A 23,893-nucleotide genomic window follows, 5' to 3' on the forward strand; every position below is an offset into this window, starting at 1 on the left:
CAGGTACGAGCCCGCCTCGCGATAGGCGACGACCCCGTCCGTCGCCGGATCCGTGAAGTACCCGTTACCGGAGTTGAGCGCGAGGAAGGCGCTGGGATTGTCACCGCCCTCGCGGAGCCTTTCCAGCACGTCGAGGACTTCTTCGTCGGTCGTCACTCCGCTGAGCGTCGTCATCCCACTCCCGTCGCCTGTTGCCCGGTGCCGTGCCCCCCAGACTCTCCGTCATGTCTCTTCCATTTCCCTGAAACACCCGTCTCAGCGCCGTCTCAGCGGCGTCTCAGCACCGTCTCCGGGGATTTTCAGGTGGGCATGTGATGGTCGTAGCACCACTTGGAACTGCGAACTTTCCCGTCGTCAGATGGGAAATGGAGAGACGGAGGGACTGCGTGAGCAGCGATGTCGCGACGCCTTCGGCGTCCGGAAAAGAAGATTCCGGAACGCCCCGTTCGGAAGTCCCCACGTACCTTTCCCTCATTGACGGAAAGAACGTTCCGAGCGGGTCCTGGGTCTATGTGGTCGACTCGGACGCCCTGCTCGACGACGCCTTTTCCACGCTCGCCCTGAAGCGGAAGCTGGAGAGCGGCCGCATTCCCGCGGAGAATCTGCCGGCCACCATTGTCGGCCGGGTCGCGAGGGCGGACCGCCGGACCACGGACCTGGCGGTCGAAGCGGCGGCCGCGGCGGCACCGGACTGGGCCGCGTTCCCCCCGGAGACCCGGATCGAGCGGTTCGGCACGCTGCTGCACCGCAGGATCACCGAGCAGGCCGGGCGGATCACCGAGGTCCTCGTCCAGGAAGGGCACCCGCTCGCGCTGGCCCGCTGGCAGGTGTCCGGGATCCTGGAAGGGTTCGGCCCCCAGTCGCTCGGCTTCTACCGGAGCCAGATGCTCCAGGAATACCGGCACGGGGAGCGGGAGATCTCCGTACGCCGCCGCCCCGACGGGGTGGTCTGCCTCAACCCGCCGCAGAACGCCCCGCTCTCCAGCGCGCTGCTCGGCGTGACCTCGATCATGGCGGGCAACGCCCTCGTCGTACGGGCCCCGCGCAGCGCCCCGCTCGGCGTGATGTACGTCCTGCAGGAGGTGGTGGCCCCGGTCCTGGCGGAACTGGGCGCCCCGTCCGGCACCCTCGGCGTGGTGTGCGGCGATCCGGCCCCGATGCTGGACGCCTGGCTGGAGAGCCCGCACGTCGACGACATCATGTACTTCGGCAGCAGCGAGAACGGGATCCGCTTCCAGGAGCGCTGCATCGCGGCGGGCAAGAAGCCGATCCTCGAACTGGCCGGGAACGACGTCGTGCTGGTGTGGAAGGACGCCGATCTGGAGCTGGCGGCCGAGGCCATCACGGAGAGCTTCTACGGCTCCGGCCAGCTCTGCATGATCCCCAACCAGGTGGTGGCCCACCCGGACATCGCCGACGAGCTGGTCGCCGTGCTCGCCCGCAAGGCGGCCCGGATCAGGCCGGGACGCTCCTCCGAGGAGGGCGTCCTGCTCACCCCGGTGCTGCGCAACGAGAAGTTCTTCGCGTGCCTGCGCGACGCCGTCGACCGGGGCGCGGATGTGGTGTGCGGCGGACACGCGATCCAGGCCGACGGAGCCCGCGACACGGCCGGCATCTTCCTGGAGCCCACGGTCGTGCGGGTCCGGGGCCTGGCCGGGGCCAGGGAGGTCCAGGCGGTCCGCGAGGAGACGTTCTTCCCGCTGCTCCCGGTGATCGTGGCCGAGCCCGCCCCCGACGAGGTCCTGCTGGAGCGGTTCATCGACTTCGTCAACAGCAACGCCTACGGGCTGCGGAACTCGGCGTGGGCCCGGGACCCCGCCGTGGTCGACCGGATCGTCACCCGGATCACCCAGGGCGGGCTGCTCAAGGTGAACGACTCCCACATCGGGTTCCTGCCCTATCTGCCGTCGCACGGCGGCACGGGGCTCACCGGGGGCGTGTTCGGCGAGGCCAACTACCCGATCCTGCGCACCTCCCACATCCAGGGCGTGAGCGTCGCCACCGGCGCGCGTCCCTCCGAGGCGGTGTTCGACGCCTGGAAGGCGCTGCAGGCCGCCGCCGGCCACTGACCGCTCGCGTACCGGCCGCCACCGACCGGACCTGTAGCGCCGGCCACCGACCGCTCCCTACCGGCAGGACCTTGCCGTACCGGAGGTCCGAAGCCACCCGAACCGAACTGAGGAGGATCCATGCGCTCGTCGGAAGCCGCACGCGAGACGTGCGAAGCGTTCCTGCCCGGCCTGCTCGATCAGCTCGCCGGCACCCCGCTGGAAGAGCTGGAGGCGCCGCGGAACCCCGCGCTCGACCACTTCCGCGCGGCCGGCGGCCCCGGCCTCGTGATCCCCAAGGCCTACGGCGGGGCGGGCGCCGACCCGCTCCAGGCCCTCGCCGTCGTACGGGCCCTGGCCGCCAGGGCGCCCTCCCTGGCCATCGCCACCACAATGCACCACTTCTCGGTCGCGACCCTGTTCACCCTGGCCGAGTCCATCCAGAGCGGCGGCATGGAGTGGGCCCTGCTCGAAGGGGTCGCCGAACAGCGGCTGCTGATCGCCTCCGGCTTCGCCGAGGGGCGGCCCGGCCGGGGCATCCTCTCGCCGATGATGACGGCGGCGAAGGCCGACGGCGGTTATGTGATCAACGGCGCGAAGAAGCCATGCAGCCTGTCGCGCTCGATGGACCTGCTCACCGCGAGCGTGGCGCTGCCGGCCGACAGCGGCGAGCCGAGGATGGCGGTGCTGCTGATACCCCGGGAGACCGAGGGGATCAGCGTCCACCCGTTCTGGGGGAGCCGGACCCTCGCGGGCGCCGAGAGCGACGAGGTACGGCTCAAGGACGTCTTCGTCGACGAGCAGCTCATCATGCGCACCGAGCCGGGCGACGCCGGGAACCTCGACGACCTCCAGACGGTCGGGCTGATCTGGTTCGAACTGCTCATCTCCGCCTGCTACCTCGGCATCGTCAGCGGGCTGGTCGAGCGGGTCGTCGACGGCGGCCGGGGCAGCGACTCCGACCGCGCCCGGGTGCTCACCCGGCTGGAGACGGCCGCCCTGCTGCTGGAGGGCACCGCCCGCATGATCAGGGACGGTGACACCGGCAACAAGGACCTGGCCCGGGCGCTCGTCGCCCGGTACGCCGCCCAGGACGCGCTGGGCGACGCGCTCTGCCAGGCCGTCGAACTGCTCGGCGGTACGGCCTTCATGTCCTCCTCCGACGTGGCCTACCTGGCCGGGGCGGCCCACGGTCTCTCCTTCCACCCGCCGTCGCGGGCGAGCTTCACCCGCCCGTACCTGGACCACGTCGCCGGCGCCCCGCTGCGGCTCACCTGAGGAGGGACCATGCCACCCACATCCACCTCCACCTCGGCACCGGCGCCCGCACCGGCACCGGCATCGGCATCGGCATCGGCACCGAGGACGCCCGTGCCCGGCCGTGACGCGCTGGGCCGGCTCTACCGGTCCCGGCTGAGCAAGGGCCGGGCCACCCTCGGCGAGCTGTTCGGCGGGCACATCGAGGTGGCCTCGCAGGGCGCCTGGGTCACCACCTCCGACGGCACGTCCTTCCTGAACTGCGGGGGTTACGGGGTCTTCCTGACCGGCGCCCGCCACCCCACCGTCATCCGGCACGTCGCCGAGCAGCTGGCCACCCATCCCGTGGCCACCCGGCTCTTCCTCGAACCGCAGGCCGCGCTCGCCGCCGACGCGCTGGTGTCGGTCGCGCCGGCCGGACTGGAGCGGGTCCACTTCGCGGGCTCGGGGGCGGAGGCGGCCGAGACGGCGATCAAGATGGCCCGCACCCAGGGCCGCCACCGGCTGATCGCCACGGAGAACGGGTACCACGGCAAGACCATGGGCGCGCTCAGCCTCACCGGCAGGAGCGTCTTCCAGGACCCGTTCCGGCCGCTGCTCCCCGGAACCGCCCATGTCCCGTACGGGGACGCCGCCGCCCTCGAACCGCTGCTGGCGGCGGCCCCCGGTGAGGCGTGCGTCTTCGTCGAGCCGGTGCAGGGCGAGGCCGGGGTGGTGATCCCGCCGACGGGCTATCTGCGCGCGGTGCGTGAACTGTGCGACCGGTACGGGGCCTTCCTCGTCCTCGACGAGATCCAGACCGGTCTCGGCCGGCTCGGTTCCTGGTGGGGCGCCGACCGGGAGGGGGTCTCTCCCGACATCCTGCTGGTCGGCAAGGGGCTCAGCGGGGGTGTCGTCCCCGTGTCGGCCGTGGTCGCCACCCGGGAGGCCTTCCGCGCCTTCGACCGGGACCCGTACCTGCACACCTCCACCTTCTCGGGGGCGCCGCTGGCGATGGCCGCCGTACGCGGGTCGCTCGCGGCGCTGCACGAGGACGACCTCGTGGCCCGCTCCCGCGATCTGGGCGCCGAGATCCTGCCGGAGCTGACCCGTATCGTCCGGTCGCGCTACGGCGCCGCCGTACGCGAGGTGCGGGGCCGGGGACTGCTGCTGGGGATCGAGTTCACCGACCCGGGGCCGGCGGGCGACCTGCTCATCGAGCTGATCGCGAACGGCGTCATCGCCAACCACTCGCTCAACTCGCACCTCGTCCTGCGCTTCACCCCGCCCGCGGTACTGACCAGGGGCGACCTGGACTTCTTCTACGAGGCGGTCGACCGCGCGTGCCGCGCGCAGGGCGCCCGGTACGCACCCACAGCGGAAGGCGACACCATCCATGCGTAGCGTTCACGTGACCGTCCGTGTCCACGGCATCGACGCGGCGGCCGCGTTCGAGCGGGTCGGCGCCTTCAGCCGGTACCCGGAACTGAGCGAGGTCATCCGCTCCGTGACCTCCCGCCGGGTCTCGGACCGGGAGGAGGTCAGCGACTGGGACGTCCACTTCCGCAACGGAATTCTGAGCTGGAGCGAGACCGACCTGTTCGACCAGGAGTCGCTGACCATCGCCTTCGAGCAGACCGACGGTGACTTCGCCGAGTTCAGCGGCGCCTGGCGGCTCACCCAGGACGGTCCCGACTGCCTGGTCGCCTTCGGCGCCGAGTTCGACTTCGGCATCCCCAGCCTCGCGGGCATCCTCGACCCGGTCGCGGAGCGGGTCCTGAAGGAGACCATCGCCCGGGTCGTCATCAGCCTCTTCGGGGGCGACGCCGCCGTGGCGGGCGACGAGGCGGTCGCCCGCGCCGTCGCCGGGGCGGGACCGCGCTGATGGACGGGAAGAACCTCTTCGAGACGGAGACCACCTACCGGCTGATCCGGCTGGAGTACGGGCTCGGCCTGGTGATCGCCGCCGCCTTCTTCCTCGTCCACCTCGACGAGGTCAGATGGCTCCCGGCGATCGGGCTGTTCGTCTACATCGACCTCATCGGCTACCTCCCCGGGGCCATCGCCTACCACCGCAGCACGTCGAAGCGGATCCACCGGGGCTACTACGTCGCGTACAACGTGATGCACAGCCTGGTCACGCAGACGCTCGTGGTGCTGGCGTGGATCTGGCTGTGGGGTCCCGAGTGGGCGCTGCTGGTCGTCCCCATCCATCTGTTCGGCGACCGCGCCCTGTTCGGCAACTTCCTCAAGCCGTTCGCGCTCAGCTTCGAACCGGTCGCCCATCCCGCGTACTCCCGTTTCACGGACCAGTTGGCCACCCCGGGCCGCTGACGCGCCCACCCCGACTCACCACCCGCCTCCGGAAGGAACCTCTCATGGAAGACACCTACCAGCGTCTCGTCACCCTGCTCACCAGCACGTTCGGCCTGGACGCCGACTCCATCTCGCCGACCAGCACCCTCAGCGCCCTCGAACTCGACTCCCTCGCCCTCGTGGAGCTCTCCGTGGCGGCCCAGGAGGAGTTCGACGTGGCGATCGAGGACAGCGAGATGGGCCCGGAGTCGACCGTCGGACAGGCGGCCGGGATCATCTCCGGCAAGCTGGCGGTCGTCTGATGGGCCGGGAACCGACGACCGCCCCGGCCCGGGCCCCGTTCGACGCGGCGATCACCGGGGTCGGCATGGTCACCGCGGCCGGGGTCGGGGTGGAGCGGAGCTGGGAGCGGATCCGCGCCGGGGCCGGTACCGCGGCCTCCGACGTGCCCGCGCTGGCCGGCATACCCGCCGACTTCGCCTGCGCCGTACGGGACTTCGACCCCGGCGGGCTCATCGACCGCAAGCAGATGTGGCGGCTGGACCGCAGCAGCCAGCTCGCGCTGGTCGCCGCCCACGAGGCCGTCACCGATTCCGGCCTCGACCGGGACTCATGGGACGCCACCCGGGTCGGGGTGATCCTCGGCAACGGCATCGGCGGCGCCGCCACCTGGGAGAAGCAGCACCACGTGCTGCTGGAGAAGGGACCGCGCAAGGTCTCCCCGCTGCTCGTCCCGATGCTGTCGGCCAACATGTGCGCCGGATACGTCTCCATGATGTTCGGCGCCCAGGGCCCCAGCCTGGTGACGGCGACGGCCTGCGCCTCCGGGACGACGGCGGTGGGCATGGCGCGCGAACTGCTGCGCACCGGGGTCTGCGACGTGGTGATCACCGGGGGCACCGAGGCGCCGCTGGTCCCCTCGATGATCGTCGGGTTCAGCCAGATGCGGGCCCTGGCCGGGCGCCGCGACGACCTGTCCGCCACCTCCCGCCCCTTCGACGCCGACCGCGACGGCTTCGTACCGGCGGAGGGCGCGGCCGTACTCGTCCTGGAACGGGCGGCGGACGCGCGGGCGCGGGGCGCCACCGTCCGGGCCATGGTGAGCGGTTACGGCGCCTCCGCCGACGCGCACCACGCGACCGCCCCCGAGCCGAACGGCCGCGGCGCCGAACTCGCCCTGCGCGCCGCGCTGCGCGACGCCGGGGTCGGCCCCGGCGAGGTGGACCACGTCAACGCGCACGGCACCGCGACCGCGCTGAACGACGCCACGGAGGCCAGGACGATCCGCCGGGTGCTCGGGGACCGGCCCGCCGTCACCTCCGTCAAGGGGGTGGTGGGCCACGCCCTGGCGGCGGCCGGCGCCATCGAGGCGGTGGCCACGGCGCTCACCCTCGAAGAGGGCCGCGTCCCGCCCACCGCCAATCTGGAGAGCCTCGATCCGGAGCTGGAGATCGACGTGGTGTTCAAGGCCGGCCGTGAGCTGCGCGCGGAGGTGGCCGTCAGCAACTCCTTCGGTTTCGGCGGCCAGAACGCCGTCCTGCTCTTCACGGCGGCCTGACCGGCCGGCGCCCACCCAGACCTTGCGAACCGTGAAGGGAAACCCGAATGACCGACATGACCGACAGGATCGACAAACTGCTCAAGGCGCCGCTGGAGTTGGTGGAGAACAACTTCAAGCGGCCCGACGGGCGCGCCGGTCGGCTGATCGGCCACGTGATGACCAAGCAGCACCGTACGCTCACGGTGTGGGCGATCGAGCACATGGGGGTACGGCGCTCCGAGCGCGTCCTGGACATCGGATGCGGCGGCGGAATGGCCGTCGGACTGCTCTCGGAGCGGGCGAGTCAGGGGTTCGTCGCCGGGGTGGACTATTCGGCCGAGATGGTCCGGCAGTCCGTACGGCGCAACGTCGACGGTGTCGCGGCGGGACGGGTGGAGTTCAAGCAGGGCGACGCGGGCGAACTGCCGTACGAGGACGAGTCCTTCGACCAGGTGAGCGCCATCGAGACGTTCTACTTCTGGCCGGACCCGATGCGCGGGCTCGGCGAGGCGTACCGGGTGCTCAGGCCCGGCGGCCAGGTGTCCATCACGCTGGAGATGAGCCGGGAGGCGGCCGAGCGGCCCACGGTGAAGCAGCGTTTCCTCGGGAAGCGGTTCACGGAGCGCTCGGAGCGCGAGGGCCTGCGCATCCTCTCGGGGAACGATCTGGTGGAGATGCTGGGCAAGGCGGGTTTCCGGGACGGCCGGTACGTCGCGGAGCCGACCCGCTCGTTCGGCTGGGTCTGCGCCCTGGCCCGGAAGTGAAGGGGACGGAACCGCTCATGACCCCGACCCGCGACACCGCCGCACCGACCCCCGACACGGCCGCCCCGGCCGGCGCCGCCACCGCCCCCGCCGCGCCCGAGGCGCGCGCCCTGCCCGTGCTCGGCAGCGTGCTGGACTTCCGCAAGGACATCCTGGACGCCATGCACCAGGGCTGGCGCGACCACGGCGATCTGGTCCGCTACCGGCTCGGCCCCGTCGTCGTGCATGGCGTCTCCAGCCCCGAACTGGCCGGCGTGGTCCTGACGGACAGCGCGACGTACGGCAAGCTCGGCGCGGACAACCCGCTCCGGCTGATCCTCGGCGAGGGGCTGCTGACCAGCGACGACCACGAGAGCTGGATGCGCAACAGGCGCATGATGCAGCCCATCTACACCAAGCAGGCCATCGCCCGCATGTTCGAGTCGATGGCCGCGTCGACCGCGGACCAGGTCGCGCACATGGCGGCCGCGTACCGGACCGGCGACGTGGTGGACGTCCACGCGGAGATGATGCGGGTCACCCTCGACATCGTCAGCCGGTGCATGTTCAGCACCGATGTCGAGCGGACCAGGGACATCAGCCCGGAGGCCGTCGAACTTGCCGTCAACTACGCCTTCGACCGGCTGCAGAACCCCTTCAGCCCGCCGACCCGGTGGCCCACCCCGCGCAACCGCCGCTTCCAGGCCGTGATGCGGCGGATGGACACCATGACGTACGGGATCATCGAGGAGCGCCGCAGGGCGGCGGCCTCCGGTGACCGGCGGGGTGACGGCGAGCCCGACCTGCTCGACATGCTGCTGGACGTACGGGACGCCGACACCGGCGAGGGCATGAGCGACCGTGAGGTGCGGGACGAGGTCATCACCACGTTCGGCGCCGGGCACGAGACCACCGCGATCACCCTCACCTGGGCCTTCTACCTGCTCTCCGGCAACCGCGAGGTGCTGCGCCGGGTGCAGGAGGAGGTGGACGAGGTCCTCGGCGACCGGATGCCCGGCACGGCGGACCTGGCGGCCATGCCGTACGCCCTCCAGGTCTTCGAGGAGGCGCTGCGGCTGTACCCGTCGGCGCCGATCGTCCCCCGGCTCGTCCTCAAGGACACCGTGCTCGGGGGCCACACCGTACCGGCCGGGTCGCGGCTGCTGGTCAACCTCTACAACATCCACCGCCACGACCGGCACTGGACCGATCCGGAGCGCTTCGATCCGGACCGCTTCACCGCCGGGGCCAGGAAGGGGCGCCACCGTTTCGCGCACATGCCGTTCGGCGCGGGTCCCCATCTGTGCATCGGCAAGCACTTCGCGCTGATGGAGGCACATCTGCTGCTCGCCGCCCTGGTACGGCGGTACGAGTTCCGGCATGTGCCCGGGCACCGGGTCGTCAACCAGGCCTCCATCACCCTGCGGCCCCGCTACGGAATGTCCATGACCGCGCACGCGCGTACGGGAGCCGCCGGCACCGCCCGGTGAGTCGCCCGGAGCCCGTGAGCCCGGTAAAACCCTGCCACGATGGGAAGACGGACCCGATGAACCACGACCCCCGCACAGCGGACGCCGATCGCCTGAACTGGACGCAGTACCGTCCGGGCCAATCGGCGGGCCACTACGAGAGCTTCTACCAGCGGGGCAACCACCCGACGGAGCCCCGGGCCTTCTGGATCCGCTACACGATCTTCAGCCCCGCCGGGATGCCCGACGCCGCCATCGGTGAGCTGTGGGCCATCTACTTCGACGGGACGACCGGCCGCCATGTCGTGGCCAAGGAGGAGTACCCCATCTCCGACTGCCACTTCAGCCCCGACTCCTTCGGCGCCCGGATCGGCGACCGGGTCCTGGAGCCGGGCAGCCTGAAGGGCGAGGCCACCGGCACCAACGGCAGCATCGGCTGGGACCTGACGTACGAGGGCACGGAACCGCCGCTGCTCCTGCTGCCGCCCGGCCTGTACCGGGGCGGATTCCCCAAGGCGAAGAGTCTGGTCGGGGTCCCTTCCGCGACGTACAGCGGCAAGCTCACGGTCGACGGCGAGACGGTCGACGTCGACGGCTGGACCGGCAGCCAGAACCACAACTGGGGCAGCCGGCACACCGATCACTACGCCTTCGGCCAGGTGGCCGGGTTCGACGACCACCCGGACAGCTTCCTGGAGATCGTCACCGCGACGACGCGGCTGGTGGGCCCGGTCAAGACCCCGAAGATCACGTTCCTGGTGCTCCGCCACGACGACCGCGAGTACACACTGTCGTCCATCCGGCAGGGGCTCAAGGCCAAGGCCGACTTCGGCTATTTCTACTGGGACTTCGCCAGCTCCGACGAGACGACCGCCGTCCGGGGCCGCTTCACCGCGGCCCCCGAGGACTTCGTCGGGCTCAACTACTACAACCCGCCGGGCGGCATCAAGCACTGCCTGAACACCAAGATCGGCCGCTGCGAGCTGGAGATCCTCAACAAGGCGACGCGCACGATCCAGCGGCTCACGACGAGCAACCGCGCGCTGATGGAGATCCTGACCGACGACCGCGAACACGGCATCCCGATCCGCGCGTGAGCGAGAGGAAGACCTCCGAGTGACCGACCACCGGACCGCCCCCGCGCAGGGGGAACCCGACACCCCCTCCCGCATGTCCGAGAGCATCGTCATCCGCGTACCGCCGGAGGCCGCCTACGCGGCCGTCAGCGATGTGGCGCGGATGGGCGAGTGGAGCCCCGAGTGCCGTGGCGCGTGGATCATCGGCCGGGGCGGCCCGGCCAGGACGGGCACGCGGTTCGTCGGCCGCAACCGCGCCCGCTGGCTGCCCTGGCCCACCCTGTGCCGGGTGGTCGCGGCCGAACCCGGCCGCGTCTTCTCGTTCCACGTGAGCTTCCTGGGCATCCGGGTGGCGGGGTGGACGTACCGCTTCTCGCCGCTGCCCGAGGGGTGCGAGGTGCGGGAGGAGTGGCGGGACCACCGGGCCGGCCCGCTCGGCATGGCGCTCACCGCCGTCACCCCGCTGGTGACCGGCGTCGGGCGGCGCAGGGCCCGCAACCGGGCGACCATGCGCACCACCCTTGTCGCGCTGCGCGACGCCCTGGAATCGGGGCGCTGACGCGCGGGTCGCGGCACCGCTGGTCGTTTGCCCGCCCGGCACCGCTGATACGCCGGTCCGCGGCACCGCCGCCGCGCCGCTCCGGCACCGCTGGTCGCGCCGGCCCACCGTACAGAGAACACCAGCCCGGACAGAAGGAGCCCCAACATGCCGCACGTCATAGCCGACGCGCGCCCCGGCGGCACGGAAGCGGACCCGATGTCCGTTCCCGGCGCCGCTCTCTGCCTGGACTTCTACGCCCGCCTCGCCTCCGGTACCGCGGTGGTCACGGCTCCCTCGGACGACGGGCCGGTGGGGACGACCGTCTCGACCGTCACCTCGCTCTCGGCCGACCCGCCGCTGCTGCTCGTCTGCCTCTCCCACTCCTCGCGCACGCTCGCCGCGATCGAGCCGGGTTCCGCCTTCGCGGTGCACCTGCTGACCGAGGAACAGCGCGGCCGGGCGCGGCTGTTCTCCACCGCCACCCCCGCCGAGCGCTTCGCCGCCGAATCGTACGAGGAAGTGCTCGGCGTCCCCGTGCTCGCGGACACCTTCGCCTGGTCGATCTGTGTGACGGAGGAGGTGCGCGCGTACGGCGACCACTGCCTGGTCGTCGGGCGGGTGGCCGCCCTGCACCTGGCCACCGGGCGCCCCCTGATCTGGCACGACCGCGGATTCCACGCCCTGGCGGAAGGCGCGGCGCGATGACGGCCCCGGGGTTCCCGGCGGACGGGGAGCCCTGCTGGACGTCCGCCGCGGGAAGCACCCGTCGCGGCTCCACCGGCACCACGCCCGCCACGCCCGCCGCGCGGCTCTCCGGCGGGCTCACCGCCGACGTCGCGGTGGTCGGCGCCGGTCTGGCCGGCCTGTCCACCGCGTACCACCTGGTCGAGCGCGATCCCTCGCTGGACGTCGTCGTCGTGGACGCCCGGCATCCGGCGGCCGGTGCCAGCGGGCGGGGCACCGGACTCCTCGGGCCCCGGATCGGGCCGGCCATCGACCGGGCGGCCCGCCGCTTCGGTCCGTCCACGGCGCGACGCATGTATCTGGCCTCCGTCGCCGCCGTGAAGCGGGTGATCGCGCTCACCGAGGAGCTGGGCGCGCCGTGCGGGCTGCGCACCGGGGAGCAGATCGTGGCGACCCGCGGCGCGGCCGGCCTCGCCTCCCTCGCCCGGCAGGCGGAGACCTACCGGGCGCTCGGCCTGGACGTGCCCGTGCTGTCCGCCGCCGCCATCCACGAACGCGTCGACGTGCCGTACCACGCGGGTCTGCTCTACCGCTCGGCCGCCACCCTCGACCCGGCGGCGCTCAGCGGTGCGCTGGCCGCCGCCTGTGCCGCGAAGGGCGTCCGCTTCCACGACGGCAGCCCGCTGCGCGGCCTGCGCCCCGGCCGCGGCGCCCACGCCCGCACCGAGCTGCTCTTCCCCGGCGGCACGCTCCGGGCCCGTAAGACCGTCCTGGCCGTCAACGCGGCGGCGGGTGAGCTCGGGCTGCCCGTCGGCACGGTCCTGCCCCTGCAGGTGCACGCCGTCGCCACCGGCCCGCTCGGCGCCGAGACCCGCGCGGCGCTGGGCGGCGCCACCGGGACCGCCGTCGTCGACAGCGTGCCCCTGGCCCCGTACTTCCGCCTGACGGACGACGGACGCCTGGTGGTGGGCGGCGGCCGGGCCCTCCACCTGCCCGGGCTGAGCCCCCGCCGGGCCGCCGCGCTGCGCACCGCCACGTGGCGCCGGCTGGAGGAGCGGCTGCGGCTGCTGCATCCCGGCCTCGCCGAGGTACCGGTCCGTCACCGCTGGTCGGGGCAGATCGGCATGACGCTGGACGACCTTCCGGTGGTCGGACACGTGGGGGGCCACCCGGATCTCTGGTACATCGGCGGCTGCTGCGGCCACGGCCTGGCCATGTCGGTGGCCCACGGCGCGCACGTCGCGGAGTCCCTCGTGGCGGACCGCACGGCGGCCCGGGGCCAGGCCGCCCACCCCTGGCACCGCGACCGGGCCCCTTGGGCCCCGCTCACCGCGCGCCCGGTCAGGGGGCTCCTGCGGGCCCATCTGAGCGGCCTGGACCGGGCGGCCCACCGGGCGCCCTGAGGGACTGTCCGCCCTCTCCCCTTCCGCACCTCAACACCCCCTCAACGCCCCTCATCGCCATGAACGGATCAAGACATGTGGACCGACCGACTCATCACCGCGCTCTTCGTCGTCGTCGGTGCGATCAACCTGCTGCCGGGCTTCGTCGCGCTCGCGCCCTCGCAGATCACGACGGCGTACGGGGTGTCGGTCGCCGGCCCCGACTCCGCTGATCTGACGGTGCTGCTGCGGCACCGCGCGGTGCTGCTCGGGCTCGTCGGAATCGGCCTGCTCTGCGCGGCGTTCCTCACCTCGCTCCGGGTGCCCGCCCTCGCGGCCGGTGCCGTCAGCATGGGGACGTTCCTGCTGCTCGCCTACTCCACGCCGGGGCTGGGCGACGCGACGATGCGCGTGGCCCGTATCGACATCGCGGCATTCGCGCTGCTGGCGGTGGCGGCGGTCCTGGTGTGGCGGAAGAACGCCTGACCACCGCGTGGTGCGGAGAGGGCAGGATTCGAACCTGCGAGGGCTTTCGCCCGATCCGAGTCGCCTCGGAACCCCGTTGGGCCGCTTCGGGTACCTCTCCTCACGGTGGGAGGGGGTCTCGGACCGTCCCGCCGTGCTGATGATTCTGCCGGTCCGGCCTGACATTTCGCTGAGACGGGCCTGAGATCGCCACGCGTCCCGCTGCGGAAGCACCGTAGCCCTGCAGCCGCGTCGTCCCGTAGCCCCGTAGCCCCATAGCCCGTAGATCAGGAGAGAAGCTCGTGTCCGAACTGCCCCCGGCCGCCGACAGCGAGGCGAACGACCCCGGTTGTCTGAGGGACGGTGAGGCGGCCCGGCTGCTGGGCGGTCCGGGCCCGCGCCGGATCGTGGTGCTCGGCGACGGCAGGGCGCCCCGGCGCGTGGAGCGGGTCCCCGGCTACGACCGCACACCCTGGTACGACCGCGTCGCGGACGCCCTGCGCGTGGTGCACCCCCGGCTCGCCTGCCTCAGCCTGCTCGGCGCCCGGGAACAGAGCGCCGCCGCGGTCCGCTCCCGGCAGTTGCCACGGGCGCTCGCGTTCGGCGGCGATCTGGCGGTGGTCCAGCTGGCCGGCCATGACGTGCTCCGTCCGGCGTTCGACCCGGACGCGCTCCGGACCGAGGTGGTCCGGGTCGTCGCTCCGCTGCGCGAACACGGTTACGACGTCATGCTGGTGACCCCCTTCGACCTGACCCGCTCGCCCGGCGCACGGCTGCTCGGCGAGAAGGTGCTGCGGACCCGTCAGCGCGCCCAGTCGGAGGCCTGCGCGACCCTGGCCCTGCGGCACGGGTCCCTGCACGTGGACCTGTCCGCCCGGTATCCGGCGGCGGGCGAAGAGGTGTGGAGCGCCGACGGCCTCGTCCCGAACAGCCGCGGCCAGGCCGTCCTGGCCGCGGCGGTGGTGCGTACGCTCGGGCGGCACCTGCGCGCGGGCTGAGCCGCCGCCCAAGGTGAAGGCCCGGGCAGGAATCCGACAGCAGGCGGACAAGACTCGGACAACGCCCTGGTCAAGGGGTTCCGGCGCCTCCTATACCGGTCGGGAGCACCCGATACGCAGGAGGTACAGGCATCATGCGGAAATCCTTAGTTGCTGTGGTCGCCCTCGGTGGTCTGGCGATCGGTGGTACGGGGCTGGCCGTCGCGGGCGAGGAGGTCGCCGGGGCCGGTGGTCCCGGAAGCGCCGCGCAGAGCGGGCAGGCCGGTGAGAGCCGGACGCTGCGGTCGGGCGGGACGCAGGAGGAGGCCGCCGGGCAGGCCTCGGCCCCCCAGGTGACCAACGCCGCCCAGGCCGCGGACCTTGTGCTGCGGGCGGTGGGGGGCGGGCGCGTCACCGGGGTCGGGCTGGAGGAGGCGGACGGGCGCGCCGTCTGGAAGGTCGTCTTCGTCAACGGGACGGGGACGCGCGGGGCCCAGGTCGACGCCCTGACCCGCGTGGTCGAGGAGACCGCCGCCGATCCCGCCCTCGCCGATGGCAGCACCTTCGACGATGACGATTCCTGCACGGACGGCGACGGCGAAAACGACGACGATGACGATGACGACGACGGCGGCGGCCGCGAGGGCGTAGAGCCCAACAAGTAGGCCGGACAACAGGAAAGGACAGGCAGGCAGGACAAGGGCAGGAAAGCGGCGTACACCCCGGTCGGCGGCACAGTCCCCCGCCGTCCGCCGGCCGGGTCCGTCGCACCACCGCCCCCGACAGCAGGGAATCGTCATCGTGAAGCCGGCAGACCGCATCGTCAGAATCGTGCACGTGGAGGGCACGGGCCTTCTCGCCTCCGACACCCACGGGCGGGTCCATCTGCTCGACGCGCGGTTGCGGGTCGTCAGGTCGTCCCCCTTCGTCCCCCAGGGCAGGCCGCTCTACGGACTGGCCGTCGCCGACGACTGGGTCATCGGCAAGGACCGGATGGGCGCGCTGTTCCGGTGGTCGCTCGACACGCTGGAACTCGTGGACCGGCTCGACCCCGCGACCGTCTGCGACCGGGACCTGCTCCTCCCCGGCGAGCGCCCCTCGCCCGTCAGTTCGCGGGGCATCGGCATCTGGAAGGGCAAGGTCTTCGTCAGCAGCGGCTACCACCGGCAGATGCTCGTGGTGGATCTGCACACGTTCGAGGTGCTGGAGATCCGCCCCAACATCTGCGGCACCAGCCCCATGGAGTGGGCCTGCACCGACCATCCCACTCTGCACGCCGTCTCCGACAAGAAGGGCAACCTCCGGTTCGGTTCGTTCGACGGGGACGCCGACTTCCCCGACCGGGTGAAGCTGGACGACGGCAACATCCACCGGGTCCGTTACGACGCCCGCCACGACCGGTTCTGGGCGACGCAGGACTTCGGCGCGGGCGAGAACGCGGACATCGCCAACGGGGTCGTGGTCGTCGGCGCCACGGGCGAGAAGGAGGACGAGTGCCTCTTCGCCCGCGACGACGTCGAGTTCGTCACCTTCTCCCCCGACCATCTGCGCGCCTACGCGGGCGGCTTCGACGGCGAACTCCACATCTTCGACAACACGGAGCGCGCGCTGCGCATCACCCGTACCGTGACCGGGTTCTCGCACCAGCTCTCCGATCTGACCGTCGCCGCCGACGGCCAGGTGTACGTGCTGTGCCAGGACGGCGAGATCGTCCAGCTCGATCCCGACGGCACCTTCGTACGGGCCATGGGCTTCCCCCGGCAGGCCGTGTGGGACATCCAGCCGTCGCCGGAGGACCCCGGCACCCTGTACTGCGCCACCGACACGGGCGTCACCGTCATCCGCGTACAGGACTCGGTGGCGGGGCCGATGACCCACGTGGTGGCGGAGCACACCACCGGCTTCGGGTTCACCCGCAGGGTGGCCCCCGTACGGTCCGCGAGGAGGTCCGGCTGGGTCGGTATCACCCGCGACCACCATGCCTTCCGTACCGACGACACCGACCGTACCGACGACACCGACCGCACCGACCACACCGACCACGGCGGGCCGGACCCGGTGCTCCGGTGGAGCGTGGAGCTGCCCGCCCTCCCCCACACGGTCGCGGTCAGTCCGGACGGCGCGCGCGCCCTCGTCGCCACCAACGCGGGCGCCGTCGAACTGGACACCGCGGACGGGCGGCTGCTGGACACCTTCACCGTCGACGGACTGCCGGTCTGGGCGGCGGTCTACCTGCCGGACGGCGACCGCCTCCTGGTCACCAGGAACGGTGTGATCGTCGTACTCGACCGGTCGGACGCGTCCGTACGGTGGCGGTTCGACCAGGGCGAGTACCCCAAGCGCCTCTGGATCCAGAGCGGCCGGGCCTACCTCACCGGCGACGGCGGGGTGAAGGAACTCGTCGTCGGCGAGGGCGTGGTGGCCCGCTGGCTGAAGCTGCTCTCCAACACCGTCGAGAACGCAGTCGTCGGCGACGGTCTGGTGATCGCCAGTTCGTACGGGATGCAGCTCGCCGCCTACGACTACACCACCGGGACCTTCCTCGGCCTCTTCGAGGATCTGCCCGACTACCCCAAGGCGCTCTCGCTGCTGGGCGCCGCCGACGGCACCCCGTACCTCCTCGTCGGCTGCCGTACGGGGCTGCTGTCGCTCTACCGGATCGAGCGCCGCCCGAAGAAGGTCCGGCTCGTCAAGGTGCGCGACCACTGGCTGCCCCGCCGGCCCGCCGCCCTCGACCTGCGGATCCACGACCGGTGACGGCCCTCTCGACGACCCCTTCGGCAGCCGTCCTGGCGGCTCCTTCGACGACCATTCGCCCGACGCCCCCAGCGACCGACCGCCCGGAGAGGGAAGCCCCATGCGCACGATCGATCTGAAGCCCGACCCGCTGGGCCACGCCGCCCCGATCACCCATGTCGCCTTCCGGCCGGACGGCAAGCGCCTCGCGAGCTGCTCGTACGACGGAACGGTGCTGGTCTGGGACACCAGCGAGCCGGCCCGTCCCGTCCCGCTGACGCGGCTGCGCCACCGCCGCCTCGTCAACGCCGCCGCGTGGAGTCCGACCGCGCCCACCCTGCTGGCGACGGCGTCCGCCGACAAGACCGTCGGGGTGTGGCGGATCCCCGAGCACGGGCGGCACCGCCTCGTCACGGTCCTCGCCCGGCACACCGACGACATCAACTCGGTGGCCTGGATGCCGGACGGCCGGCGCCTCATCTGCGTGTCGGAGGACGGCCGCGCGACCATGTGGGACACACCGACCGGCGCCCTCCTCGCCGAGCTCGGCGCCCACGCGGCCCACTGCATGATGGTCTCGGTGAGCTGCGAGGGGCTGGTGGCCACCGTCGGCGAGGACGGCATGGTCGCGGTCGGCGACCCCGGCCGCCCGGCCACCGCGGAGATGCGGCACTACGCGTCGTCCGTCGAGGGATGCGCCTGGTCGCACTCCGGGAAGCTGCTGGCCGTCGCCCGCGACGACGGGGTCGTCAATCTGCTGACGCCGGAGCTGGACTGTCTGCGCACGATCAACGTCTCCACCTCCGCGGCACGCTCCGTCGCCTGGGCGGACGACGACCGCTCGATCGTCGTGGGCGCGTACGACGGCTCCCTGCACCACATCGACATCAGCGGCGAACCGATCCGCCGGACGCACGACGCGCGCCTGTGGCCGCGCTCGGTGGCCGCGGCCCACGGGCTGATCGCCGCGGGCAGCTTCTGGAACGCGCCCCACCTGCTGGACTTCGCGACCGGGGCCGAACTCTCCGCCCCGGGACGGCCCGGCCACGGCGTCAACGCGCTCGCGGTCCTCAGCGACGGGCGCCTCGCCGACCGGATTCCGGGAAGGCGGCTCCTCGCCGGGTGCGACTCGGGGAGCGTCCTTGTCCTGGACGCGGACATGGACGCGGACGCGGAGGCAGAGGCGGAGGCCGAGGCCACCTCCGGCGCCCGGCTGCTGCCCGTGTCGGACAGCCCGGTCCTGTCGCTCGCCGCGGGCCGGGACGGCATCTTCTACGCCGGTACGTACGGGGGCCATGTCGTACGCCGTTCCGTACGCCCCGACAGCGGTGGGACGACCGTCAGCGCGCCGCTCGGCGCACCCGTTCCCTCGCTCGCGCTCGTCGGGGACCGGCTCGTCGCCGGTACGTACAACGGCGAACTGATCGCCCTCGACCCGGAGACCCTCGCCGAGGTGGAGCGGGGCGCGCCGCACGCGGGGTCGGTGAAGTCGCTGTCCGCGTTCGACGGCGGTTTCCTGTCGGCGGCCACGGACCGTACCGTCGCGGCCGGGCCCCTGGACGACCGGGCCACGCTCTGGCAGCACGGGAACCTGGTCAACGCGGTGGCCGGGCTGGGCGACCGGGTGGTCGCGTCCGCGTCACGGGACCATACGGTGAAGGTCGGCCTCCTGGCGCCCCCGGGCACGGGCGGCCCACGGGTCGCGAACGTGCAGACCCTGCTCGGACCCGACGAGTCCGTCAAGTGCGTCGGCCTGCTCGGCGATCCCGACGCGCCGGTCGTCCTCGCCGGTTCGTACGACTTCGGCCTCTACGCGTGGGAGGTCGACTGGCGGGACAGCGTCGGCACGCTCGCCTCGGGCCGCCTCGTCAGCACGTTCCGGCAGGGCCTCTCCTGCATGATCCCGTGGGACCCGGACCGGATGGTGGTCGCGGGCTGGGACGGGCGGCTGCTGCTGGTGGGGCGGGAGGGGCGGGACGCTCCGGTACGTGAGCTGCGGTCGTGGCAGGTCGACGAAGTGATCGAGCGGGCCGGGGCGGCCGGCCGGGCCGCGGGCGACGAGCGCGTCGACGCCCTGGAGTACGGGCAGGTGGCGAGTTGAGTACGGGGAGCGGCACACAGGTAAGGGCGCGCGTCCCGGTGACCCTCGGCCGGGTCCGTGGCCTGCGCGCCGAACTCGTCACCTTCCAGGGCCTGCCGGACGCCGGGGAGCACCTGGCCTGTTTCGTACCGCCACGGGACGGGAGCGTCCCGCTGGTACGGCTGCACAGCGAATGCCTCACCGGGGACGTCCTCGGCTCCACGCGCTGCGACTGCGGCCCCCAGCTCGACGAGGCGCTGGGCCTGCTCGCCGACCACGGCGGTGCCGTGCTCTACCTCCGTCAGGAGGGGCGCGGGATCGGTCTCTACAACAAGCTGGACGCCTATCTGCTCCAGAACGCGCGCACCGACACCTACCAGGCCAACCGGCTCCTCGGCCGCGGAGCCGACGAACGCGACTACGGGGCGGCGGCGGGGATGCTGCGGGCGCTCGGCCTGCGCCGGATCCGTCTGCTGACCAATAATCCGGACAAGGTGCGGCAGTTGCGGGACCACGGCATCGACGTCACCGCCGCGGTGCCGACCGGCCTGCACCTCACCGACGACAACGCGGCCTACCTCACGGCGAAGGCGCGCACCGCCGGCCACACGCTGGCGCTCGGCTCCGGTGCACAGGGCGGGGTACGGACATGACTCCACCGGACACCGCCACGCCTCGCACGTCCGCCGGGCCGCCCGGCTCGCCCGCACCCGAGACGCCCGAGACACCTGGTATGCCTGGTGTGCCCGGCATGCCCGACGCGCCTGCCTCGCCGCACTTCGCCCACCACGCCGCCCTGGCCGACCCGCGCCTGCTGCACCCCGGCCCGGACGCCGTCGACCGGCTGCGCGCCCTCACCCCCATCGAACTGGCCGCCGCCGTCGAGGATCCGGCCGAGCCGCTCGGCGCCCGCCTCGCCGCCGGCGGGCTGCTCGCGCTCCTCGGCGACCCCCGTGTCCGTACGGGCGCGACGCCCGCCACCCGCGCCGTGCCGGGCGGCACCGTCCATGTCGGGCTGCCGCCACGGGCCGTCCGGGCGGTGGTGGACAGATGGGCGCACGTGGGCGTCGAGAGGGCGTGGATCGAGAAGGAGACGCCCGTGGAGCAGATCGTCGTGGCCGACTACTGGATCTGCGCCTATCCCGTCACCAACGCGGAGTACCGGCACTTCCTGGCGGACACGGGCCGTCCCGCCCGGCCGACCACCTGGTACCTGGGCGCCTATCCGTACGACCGGGCCAACCACCCCGTCGCCGGTGTACGCCCCGAGGACGCCGACGCGTACGCGGCCTGGCTGTCGGGGCGCACGGGCCATCCCTGGCGGCTGCCCGGCGAGGCCGAGTGGGAGTACGCGGCGAAGGGGCCGCAGGGGCTTGAGTTCCCGTGGGGCGACACATTCGACCCGGACGCGGCCAACACCCGGGAGACCGGCGTCCACACCACGACGCCGGTCGGCGCCTTCCCGGCCGGCCGGTCGCCGTTCGGCGTGTTCGACATGGGCGGGAACGTCGAGGAGTTCGTCGCGGACGACTACCGGCCCTACCGGGGCGGGTCGTTCGTCGCGGACGACCTCACCGGTACAGGCGGGTCCGCCATTACGGAAGAGGCTCCCGCGGCGTACCGGGTCGCCCGGGGAGGCAGTTTCTCGCGCTTCGGCGATCTCGCGCGGACCCGGCGGCGGCACGGCGCGTTCCCCAGCCCGCTCTACCCGGTCGGCTTCCGGCTCGCCACCGGCACCCGACCGTCGTCATGACCATCGGCACGCAACGGACCGATGGACCGATGGACCGATGGACCGACGTGAGGAATCCCGTAATCCCATGACGCCTGCCATTCCCGACCAGTTGTGGAAGAAACTGACCAGCACCGTGGGCCTGGTCTCCGTACGGCACGGCTCGGCCACGAACGTGATGTCGGCGGAGTGGTCCTACTTCGTCAACAAGGCTCCCCTGTACGCGGCCGTCGTGCTCGGCCCCCGTTCGGCCACCGGGGCGCTGATCGCCGCCGCCGGCGAGTTCTCGCTGACGCTCTGCGCCGAGGACCAGGCGGAACTGGCCGACTTCGCCGGGAGTTTCTCCCTGGCCGACATCGACAAGACCGGCAGCGAGCTGATCACGTTCGGCGAGCCGGCCGCGACGGGTACACCGTGGGTCACCGGAGGTGTGGTCGCGGTCGAGTGCGTGCTCCGCCAGACGGTCCGCTTTCCCGTGCACACGCTGTACGCGGGCGAGGTCGTGGCCGCGCACCTGCCCACGAGCGCACCGCGCGATCCGGCCGGCCCAAGCGACCCGGTCGGCCCGGGCGGGACACCCCGGCCGCTGGTCAAGCACGGGGCGATGCATACGCTCGGCGATCCCGTACGGCGTACCGCCGTCGTCACCACCGCGCAGTTGCTGCCCGACGGGCTGCTGCGCATCGCCGCCACCGGACCGGTCGCCACCGGACCGGCGGCGACCGGCCGCTCCGCCGGGGAGGCCCGGTGGCGGGTGACGCTGCTGACCGCCGACGGCGGGACCGTACCGCTCGGCGAGCATCCCCCGGCCGCGTACGGCGACTTCCTCGTCGATCTGCCGGTGCCGGTCTCGCACCGGCTGCCCGCGGAACGGCTGCGGGGCTGCCGCGTGCTGGTCGAGCGTGACGGCGCCAAGGCCGGATACGCCGACATCACCGGGGTGCCGACATCACCCGGGGCCCCCGCATGAGCACACCTCTGCCGCCCGTACCGCCCGTACCTCCGCCGGCCCTGTCCCTGCCCGCCGCACCGCTCCGGGTGGCGGTGGCGCAGACCGAGGCGGTCTCCGGCGACGTGGCCGCCAACGCGCGCCGCGCCGCCGCCCTGACGGCGCGCGCCGCCGACCGGGGTGCCCGGGTGGTCGTCCTGCCCGAGCTGCACCTCTGCGGGTACGACCTGCCCGCGCTCGCCGCCGCGCCCGACCGGTACGCGGTGCGCGCGGACCCCGGCCGTACGGTCGCCGACCCCCGCCTCGATCCGCTCGCCGAGGCCGCCGCCGCCCACGCGGTGACCGTACTGACCGGTGCGGCGGTGCGCGGCGCGGACGGCGCGCTGACCAACTCGGTGGTGGTGTGCGGTCCTTCCGGCGCGCCTGCCGTCGCCTACGACAAGCAGCACCTCTGGCACGCCGACGAACGCGCCCTCTTCACCGCCGGGGAACGCGGCGCGGCCCTCACCGTCGACGGCTGGCGGCTGGGGCTCGGTGTCTGTTACGACATGTCCTTCCCCGAGCACGGGCGCGCCGCCGCCCTGGCCGGGTCCCATGCCTATCTCTGCCCCAGCGCCTTCGCGGCCGGCAACGAGTACCGGGCGGCCGTCTACCTCGCCGCCCGCGCGCTGGAGAACACGGTGTACGCGGTCTTCGGCAATCCGGTGGGCGGCCCGCCGCACCGCCCCTGCGGCGGCGGTACGGCCGTCCACGGGCCCGGCGGCCGGGAGGTCGCCCGCGCCGCGACGGCGGGCGAGGAGACGGTCCTGGCCGATCTCGATCCGGCGGAACTCGCCGAGGTACGGGGGCTGCTCCACATGCTGGAGGAGTGCCGCACCTCCGCGAGCCGCGTCTCCGCAAGCCGCACCTTCGCGAGCCGCGGCGCCGACGCGCCGCCGAGCGACTGAGCCGCCCTCAGGACACCTTGTCCGCCCGGGTCTCGTACCCGGGCGCGACCACGAGCCGGAACCCCACGCAGCGGAGGGTCTCGATACGGCGGGCGTCCCCGAGCTTGCGGCGCAGCGCCGCGATGTGCACGTCCAGGGTCTTGGTCGGGCCGTAGAAGTTCGGGTCCCACACGGTCCCGAGGATCTGCTGCCGTGAGCACACGGCGCCCGGGTCCTCGGCGAGGAGGGCGAGCACGTCGAACTCCTTGGGCGCGAGGTTGACGGGCCGGCCCGCCACATGGACCTGGCGGGTCCGCCGGTCGATCCTGAGGTCGCCCACGATCTGCGGCGCGGCGACGGACGCCCCGCGCGTGCCGGACGTCTCGGGCATCGCCGTGACGAGCGCGGGCCGCGCGGCGGCGCCGGCGGAGGCGGAGGCGGAGGCGGAGGCGGAGGCGGAGACACCGGCCGGCACCGCGTGACCGGCCGGTACGGCGTGACGCGCGCGGACCGTGTGACCGGTCGGAAGGGCATGACCGGTCGGAAGTGCGTGACCGGCGGGGACGGCGGCGGGGATCGCGTGGCGCGCGGGCGCCGCCGCCATCCGGGAGCGCCGGGTCACCGCCCTGATCCGGGCCACCAGTTCGCGCAGGCTGAACGGTTTCGCCAGATAGTCGTCCGCGCCGAGTTCGAGCCCGACCACCCGGTCCGCCTCCGTGCCCCGGGCCGTGAGCATGATGATCGGCACATCGGAGTCCTGCCTCAGTTCACGGCACACGTCGATGCCGTCCATGTCGGGCAGCCCCAGATCGAGCAGGACCATGTCACCGCGCGGGGCGTCCAGAGCCGCGTCGCCGGTGCAGACCCAGTGCACCGTAAATCCGTACCGCGCCAACCCGTCCACCAGTGGTTCGGCGATCGAGACATCGTCCTCGACGAGCAGCACCTGCATGCGTGACCCCACCTTTCCTCCGTGCCGTCGCGCAACAGCCG

The 23,893-nt window shown here is 72.8% G+C and carries 23 protein-coding genes and 1 tRNA gene; 22 read left to right on the forward strand and 2 right to left on the reverse strand.

Annotated features, from left to right (window positions below):
- Nucleotides 1-386 precede the first annotated feature (386 nt).
- The 14 genes from AB0P17_RS25745 to AB0P17_RS25810 all read left to right on the forward strand — a co-directional run bounded on the left by AB0P17_RS25745 (nucleotide 387) and on the right by AB0P17_RS25810 (nucleotide 13,521).
- Nucleotides 387-2,069 carry an aldehyde dehydrogenase gene (locus tag AB0P17_RS25745; RefSeq protein WP_365814286.1) on the forward strand — a complete coding sequence of 561 codons (1,683 nt, stop codon included), beginning with the start codon at nucleotides 387-389 and terminating at the stop codon, nucleotides 2,067-2,069.
- A 120-nt stretch (nucleotides 2,070-2,189) separates the two neighbouring features.
- Nucleotides 2,190-3,326 (forward strand): acyl-CoA dehydrogenase family protein, encoded by a 1,137-nt coding sequence (locus AB0P17_RS25750; protein ID WP_365814287.1) that lies wholly within the window; start codon nucleotides 2,190-2,192, stop codon nucleotides 3,324-3,326.
- A 9-nt stretch (nucleotides 3,327-3,335) separates the two neighbouring features.
- Complete coding sequence (locus AB0P17_RS25755) at nucleotides 3,336-4,688, forward strand: aminotransferase class III-fold pyridoxal phosphate-dependent enzyme (protein ID WP_365814288.1); 1,353 nt, start codon at nucleotides 3,336-3,338, stop codon at nucleotides 4,686-4,688.
- On the forward strand, nucleotides 4,681-5,169 hold the full coding sequence (locus AB0P17_RS25760; protein WP_365814289.1) for an SRPBCC family protein: 489 nt from the start codon (nucleotides 4,681-4,683) through the stop codon (nucleotides 5,167-5,169). Before AB0P17_RS25755 ends, AB0P17_RS25760 begins: the two co-directional genes overlap by 8 nt.
- Nucleotides 5,169-5,618 (forward strand): hypothetical protein, encoded by a 450-nt coding sequence (locus AB0P17_RS25765; RefSeq protein WP_365814290.1) that lies wholly within the window; start codon nucleotides 5,169-5,171, stop codon nucleotides 5,616-5,618. Before AB0P17_RS25760 ends, AB0P17_RS25765 begins: the two co-directional genes overlap by 1 nt.
- 44 nt (nucleotides 5,619-5,662) lie before the next feature.
- Nucleotides 5,663-5,902 carry a phosphopantetheine-binding protein gene (locus AB0P17_RS25770; protein WP_365814291.1) on the forward strand — a complete coding sequence of 80 codons (240 nt, stop codon included), beginning with the start codon at nucleotides 5,663-5,665 and terminating at the stop codon, nucleotides 5,900-5,902.
- A complete protein-coding gene (locus AB0P17_RS25775) occupies nucleotides 5,902-7,158 on the forward strand; it encodes a beta-ketoacyl-[acyl-carrier-protein] synthase family protein (RefSeq protein ID WP_365814292.1) in 1,257 nt (418 codons plus the stop codon). Before AB0P17_RS25770 ends, AB0P17_RS25775 begins: the two co-directional genes overlap by 1 nt.
- A gap of 47 nt (nucleotides 7,159-7,205) precedes the next feature.
- On the forward strand, nucleotides 7,206-7,904 hold the full coding sequence (locus AB0P17_RS25780) for a methyltransferase domain-containing protein (protein ID WP_365814293.1): 699 nt from the start codon (nucleotides 7,206-7,208) through the stop codon (nucleotides 7,902-7,904).
- 17 nt (nucleotides 7,905-7,921) lie between these two features.
- The gene (locus AB0P17_RS25785) at nucleotides 7,922-9,373 is read left to right on the forward strand and encodes a cytochrome P450 (RefSeq protein ID WP_365814294.1); all 1,452 of its coding nucleotides are present in this window, start codon (nucleotides 7,922-7,924) and stop codon (nucleotides 9,371-9,373) included.
- 56 nt (nucleotides 9,374-9,429) lie between these two features.
- The gene (locus AB0P17_RS25790) at nucleotides 9,430-10,449 is read left to right on the forward strand and encodes a hypothetical protein (protein ID WP_365814295.1); all 1,020 of its coding nucleotides are present in this window, start codon (nucleotides 9,430-9,432) and stop codon (nucleotides 10,447-10,449) included.
- 73 nt (nucleotides 10,450-10,522) lie between these two features.
- Nucleotides 10,523-10,987 carry an SRPBCC family protein gene (locus AB0P17_RS25795; protein ID WP_365814296.1) on the forward strand — a complete coding sequence of 155 codons (465 nt, stop codon included), beginning with the start codon at nucleotides 10,523-10,525 and terminating at the stop codon, nucleotides 10,985-10,987.
- Nucleotides 10,988-11,134: 147 nt separating this feature from the next.
- The gene (locus AB0P17_RS25800) at nucleotides 11,135-11,674 is read left to right on the forward strand and encodes a flavin reductase family protein (protein WP_365814297.1); all 540 of its coding nucleotides are present in this window, start codon (nucleotides 11,135-11,137) and stop codon (nucleotides 11,672-11,674) included.
- A complete protein-coding gene (locus tag AB0P17_RS25805; protein WP_365814298.1) occupies nucleotides 11,671-13,056 on the forward strand; it encodes an FAD-binding oxidoreductase in 1,386 nt (461 codons plus the stop codon). The genes AB0P17_RS25800 and AB0P17_RS25805 overlap by 4 nt, the downstream gene beginning before the upstream one ends.
- 75 nt (nucleotides 13,057-13,131) lie before the next feature.
- Entirely contained in the window at nucleotides 13,132-13,521 is a 390-nt protein-coding gene (locus tag AB0P17_RS25810; protein WP_365814299.1) for a hypothetical protein, read from the forward strand.
- 13 nt (nucleotides 13,522-13,534) lie between these two features.
- Here the strand turns inward: AB0P17_RS25810 and AB0P17_RS25815 are convergent.
- Nucleotides 13,535-13,621: transfer RNA gene (locus AB0P17_RS25815), tRNA-Arg, on the reverse strand.
- Between the two features lie 181 nt (nucleotides 13,622-13,802).
- On the opposite strand from AB0P17_RS25815, the gene AB0P17_RS25820 reads away from it, so the two are divergent.
- The 8 genes from AB0P17_RS25820 to AB0P17_RS25855 all read left to right on the forward strand — a co-directional run bounded on the left by AB0P17_RS25820 (nucleotide 13,803) and on the right by AB0P17_RS25855 (nucleotide 22,921).
- Nucleotides 13,803-14,498: a GDSL-type esterase/lipase family protein gene (locus tag AB0P17_RS25820; protein WP_365814300.1), complete on the forward strand. Its 696-nt coding sequence runs from the start codon at nucleotides 13,803-13,805 to the stop codon at nucleotides 14,496-14,498.
- 134 nt (nucleotides 14,499-14,632) lie between these two features.
- Nucleotides 14,633-15,142 carry a hypothetical protein gene (locus AB0P17_RS25825; RefSeq protein WP_365814301.1) on the forward strand — a complete coding sequence of 170 codons (510 nt, stop codon included), beginning with the start codon at nucleotides 14,633-14,635 and terminating at the stop codon, nucleotides 15,140-15,142.
- 136 nt (nucleotides 15,143-15,278) lie between these two features.
- On the forward strand, nucleotides 15,279-17,234 hold the full coding sequence (locus AB0P17_RS25830) for a PQQ-binding-like beta-propeller repeat protein (protein WP_365814302.1): 1,956 nt from the start codon (nucleotides 15,279-15,281) through the stop codon (nucleotides 17,232-17,234).
- Between the two features lie 100 nt (nucleotides 17,235-17,334).
- The gene (locus AB0P17_RS25835) at nucleotides 17,335-19,314 is read left to right on the forward strand and encodes a WD40 repeat domain-containing protein (protein WP_365814303.1); all 1,980 of its coding nucleotides are present in this window, start codon (nucleotides 17,335-17,337) and stop codon (nucleotides 19,312-19,314) included.
- On the forward strand, nucleotides 19,311-19,946 hold the full coding sequence (gene ribA / locus AB0P17_RS25840) for a GTP cyclohydrolase II RibA (protein ID WP_365814304.1): 636 nt from the start codon (nucleotides 19,311-19,313) through the stop codon (nucleotides 19,944-19,946). The genes AB0P17_RS25835 and ribA overlap by 4 nt, the downstream gene beginning before the upstream one ends.
- Nucleotides 19,947-20,044: 98 nt before the next feature.
- Complete coding sequence (locus AB0P17_RS25845) at nucleotides 20,045-21,046, forward strand: SUMF1/EgtB/PvdO family nonheme iron enzyme (protein WP_365814305.1); 1,002 nt, start codon at nucleotides 20,045-20,047, stop codon at nucleotides 21,044-21,046.
- 67 nt (nucleotides 21,047-21,113) lie between these two features.
- The gene (locus tag AB0P17_RS25850; RefSeq protein ID WP_365814306.1) at nucleotides 21,114-21,995 is read left to right on the forward strand and encodes a flavin reductase family protein; all 882 of its coding nucleotides are present in this window, start codon (nucleotides 21,114-21,116) and stop codon (nucleotides 21,993-21,995) included.
- On the forward strand, nucleotides 21,992-22,921 hold the full coding sequence (locus AB0P17_RS25855; RefSeq protein WP_365814307.1) for a carbon-nitrogen hydrolase family protein: 930 nt from the start codon (nucleotides 21,992-21,994) through the stop codon (nucleotides 22,919-22,921). Before AB0P17_RS25850 ends, AB0P17_RS25855 begins: the two co-directional genes overlap by 4 nt.
- A gap of 7 nt (nucleotides 22,922-22,928) precedes the next feature.
- Here AB0P17_RS25855 and AB0P17_RS25860 read toward each other — a convergent pair whose 3' ends face one another.
- Nucleotides 22,929-23,852: a response regulator transcription factor gene (locus AB0P17_RS25860; RefSeq protein WP_365814366.1), complete on the reverse strand. Its 924-nt coding sequence runs from the start codon at nucleotides 23,850-23,852 to the stop codon at nucleotides 22,929-22,931.
- Nucleotides 23,853-23,893 lie beyond the last annotated feature (41 nt).

Source organism: Streptomyces sp. NPDC088124 (assembly GCF_040685895.1).
Taxonomy (GTDB): Bacteria; Actinomycetota; Actinomycetes; order Streptomycetales; family Streptomycetaceae; genus Streptomyces.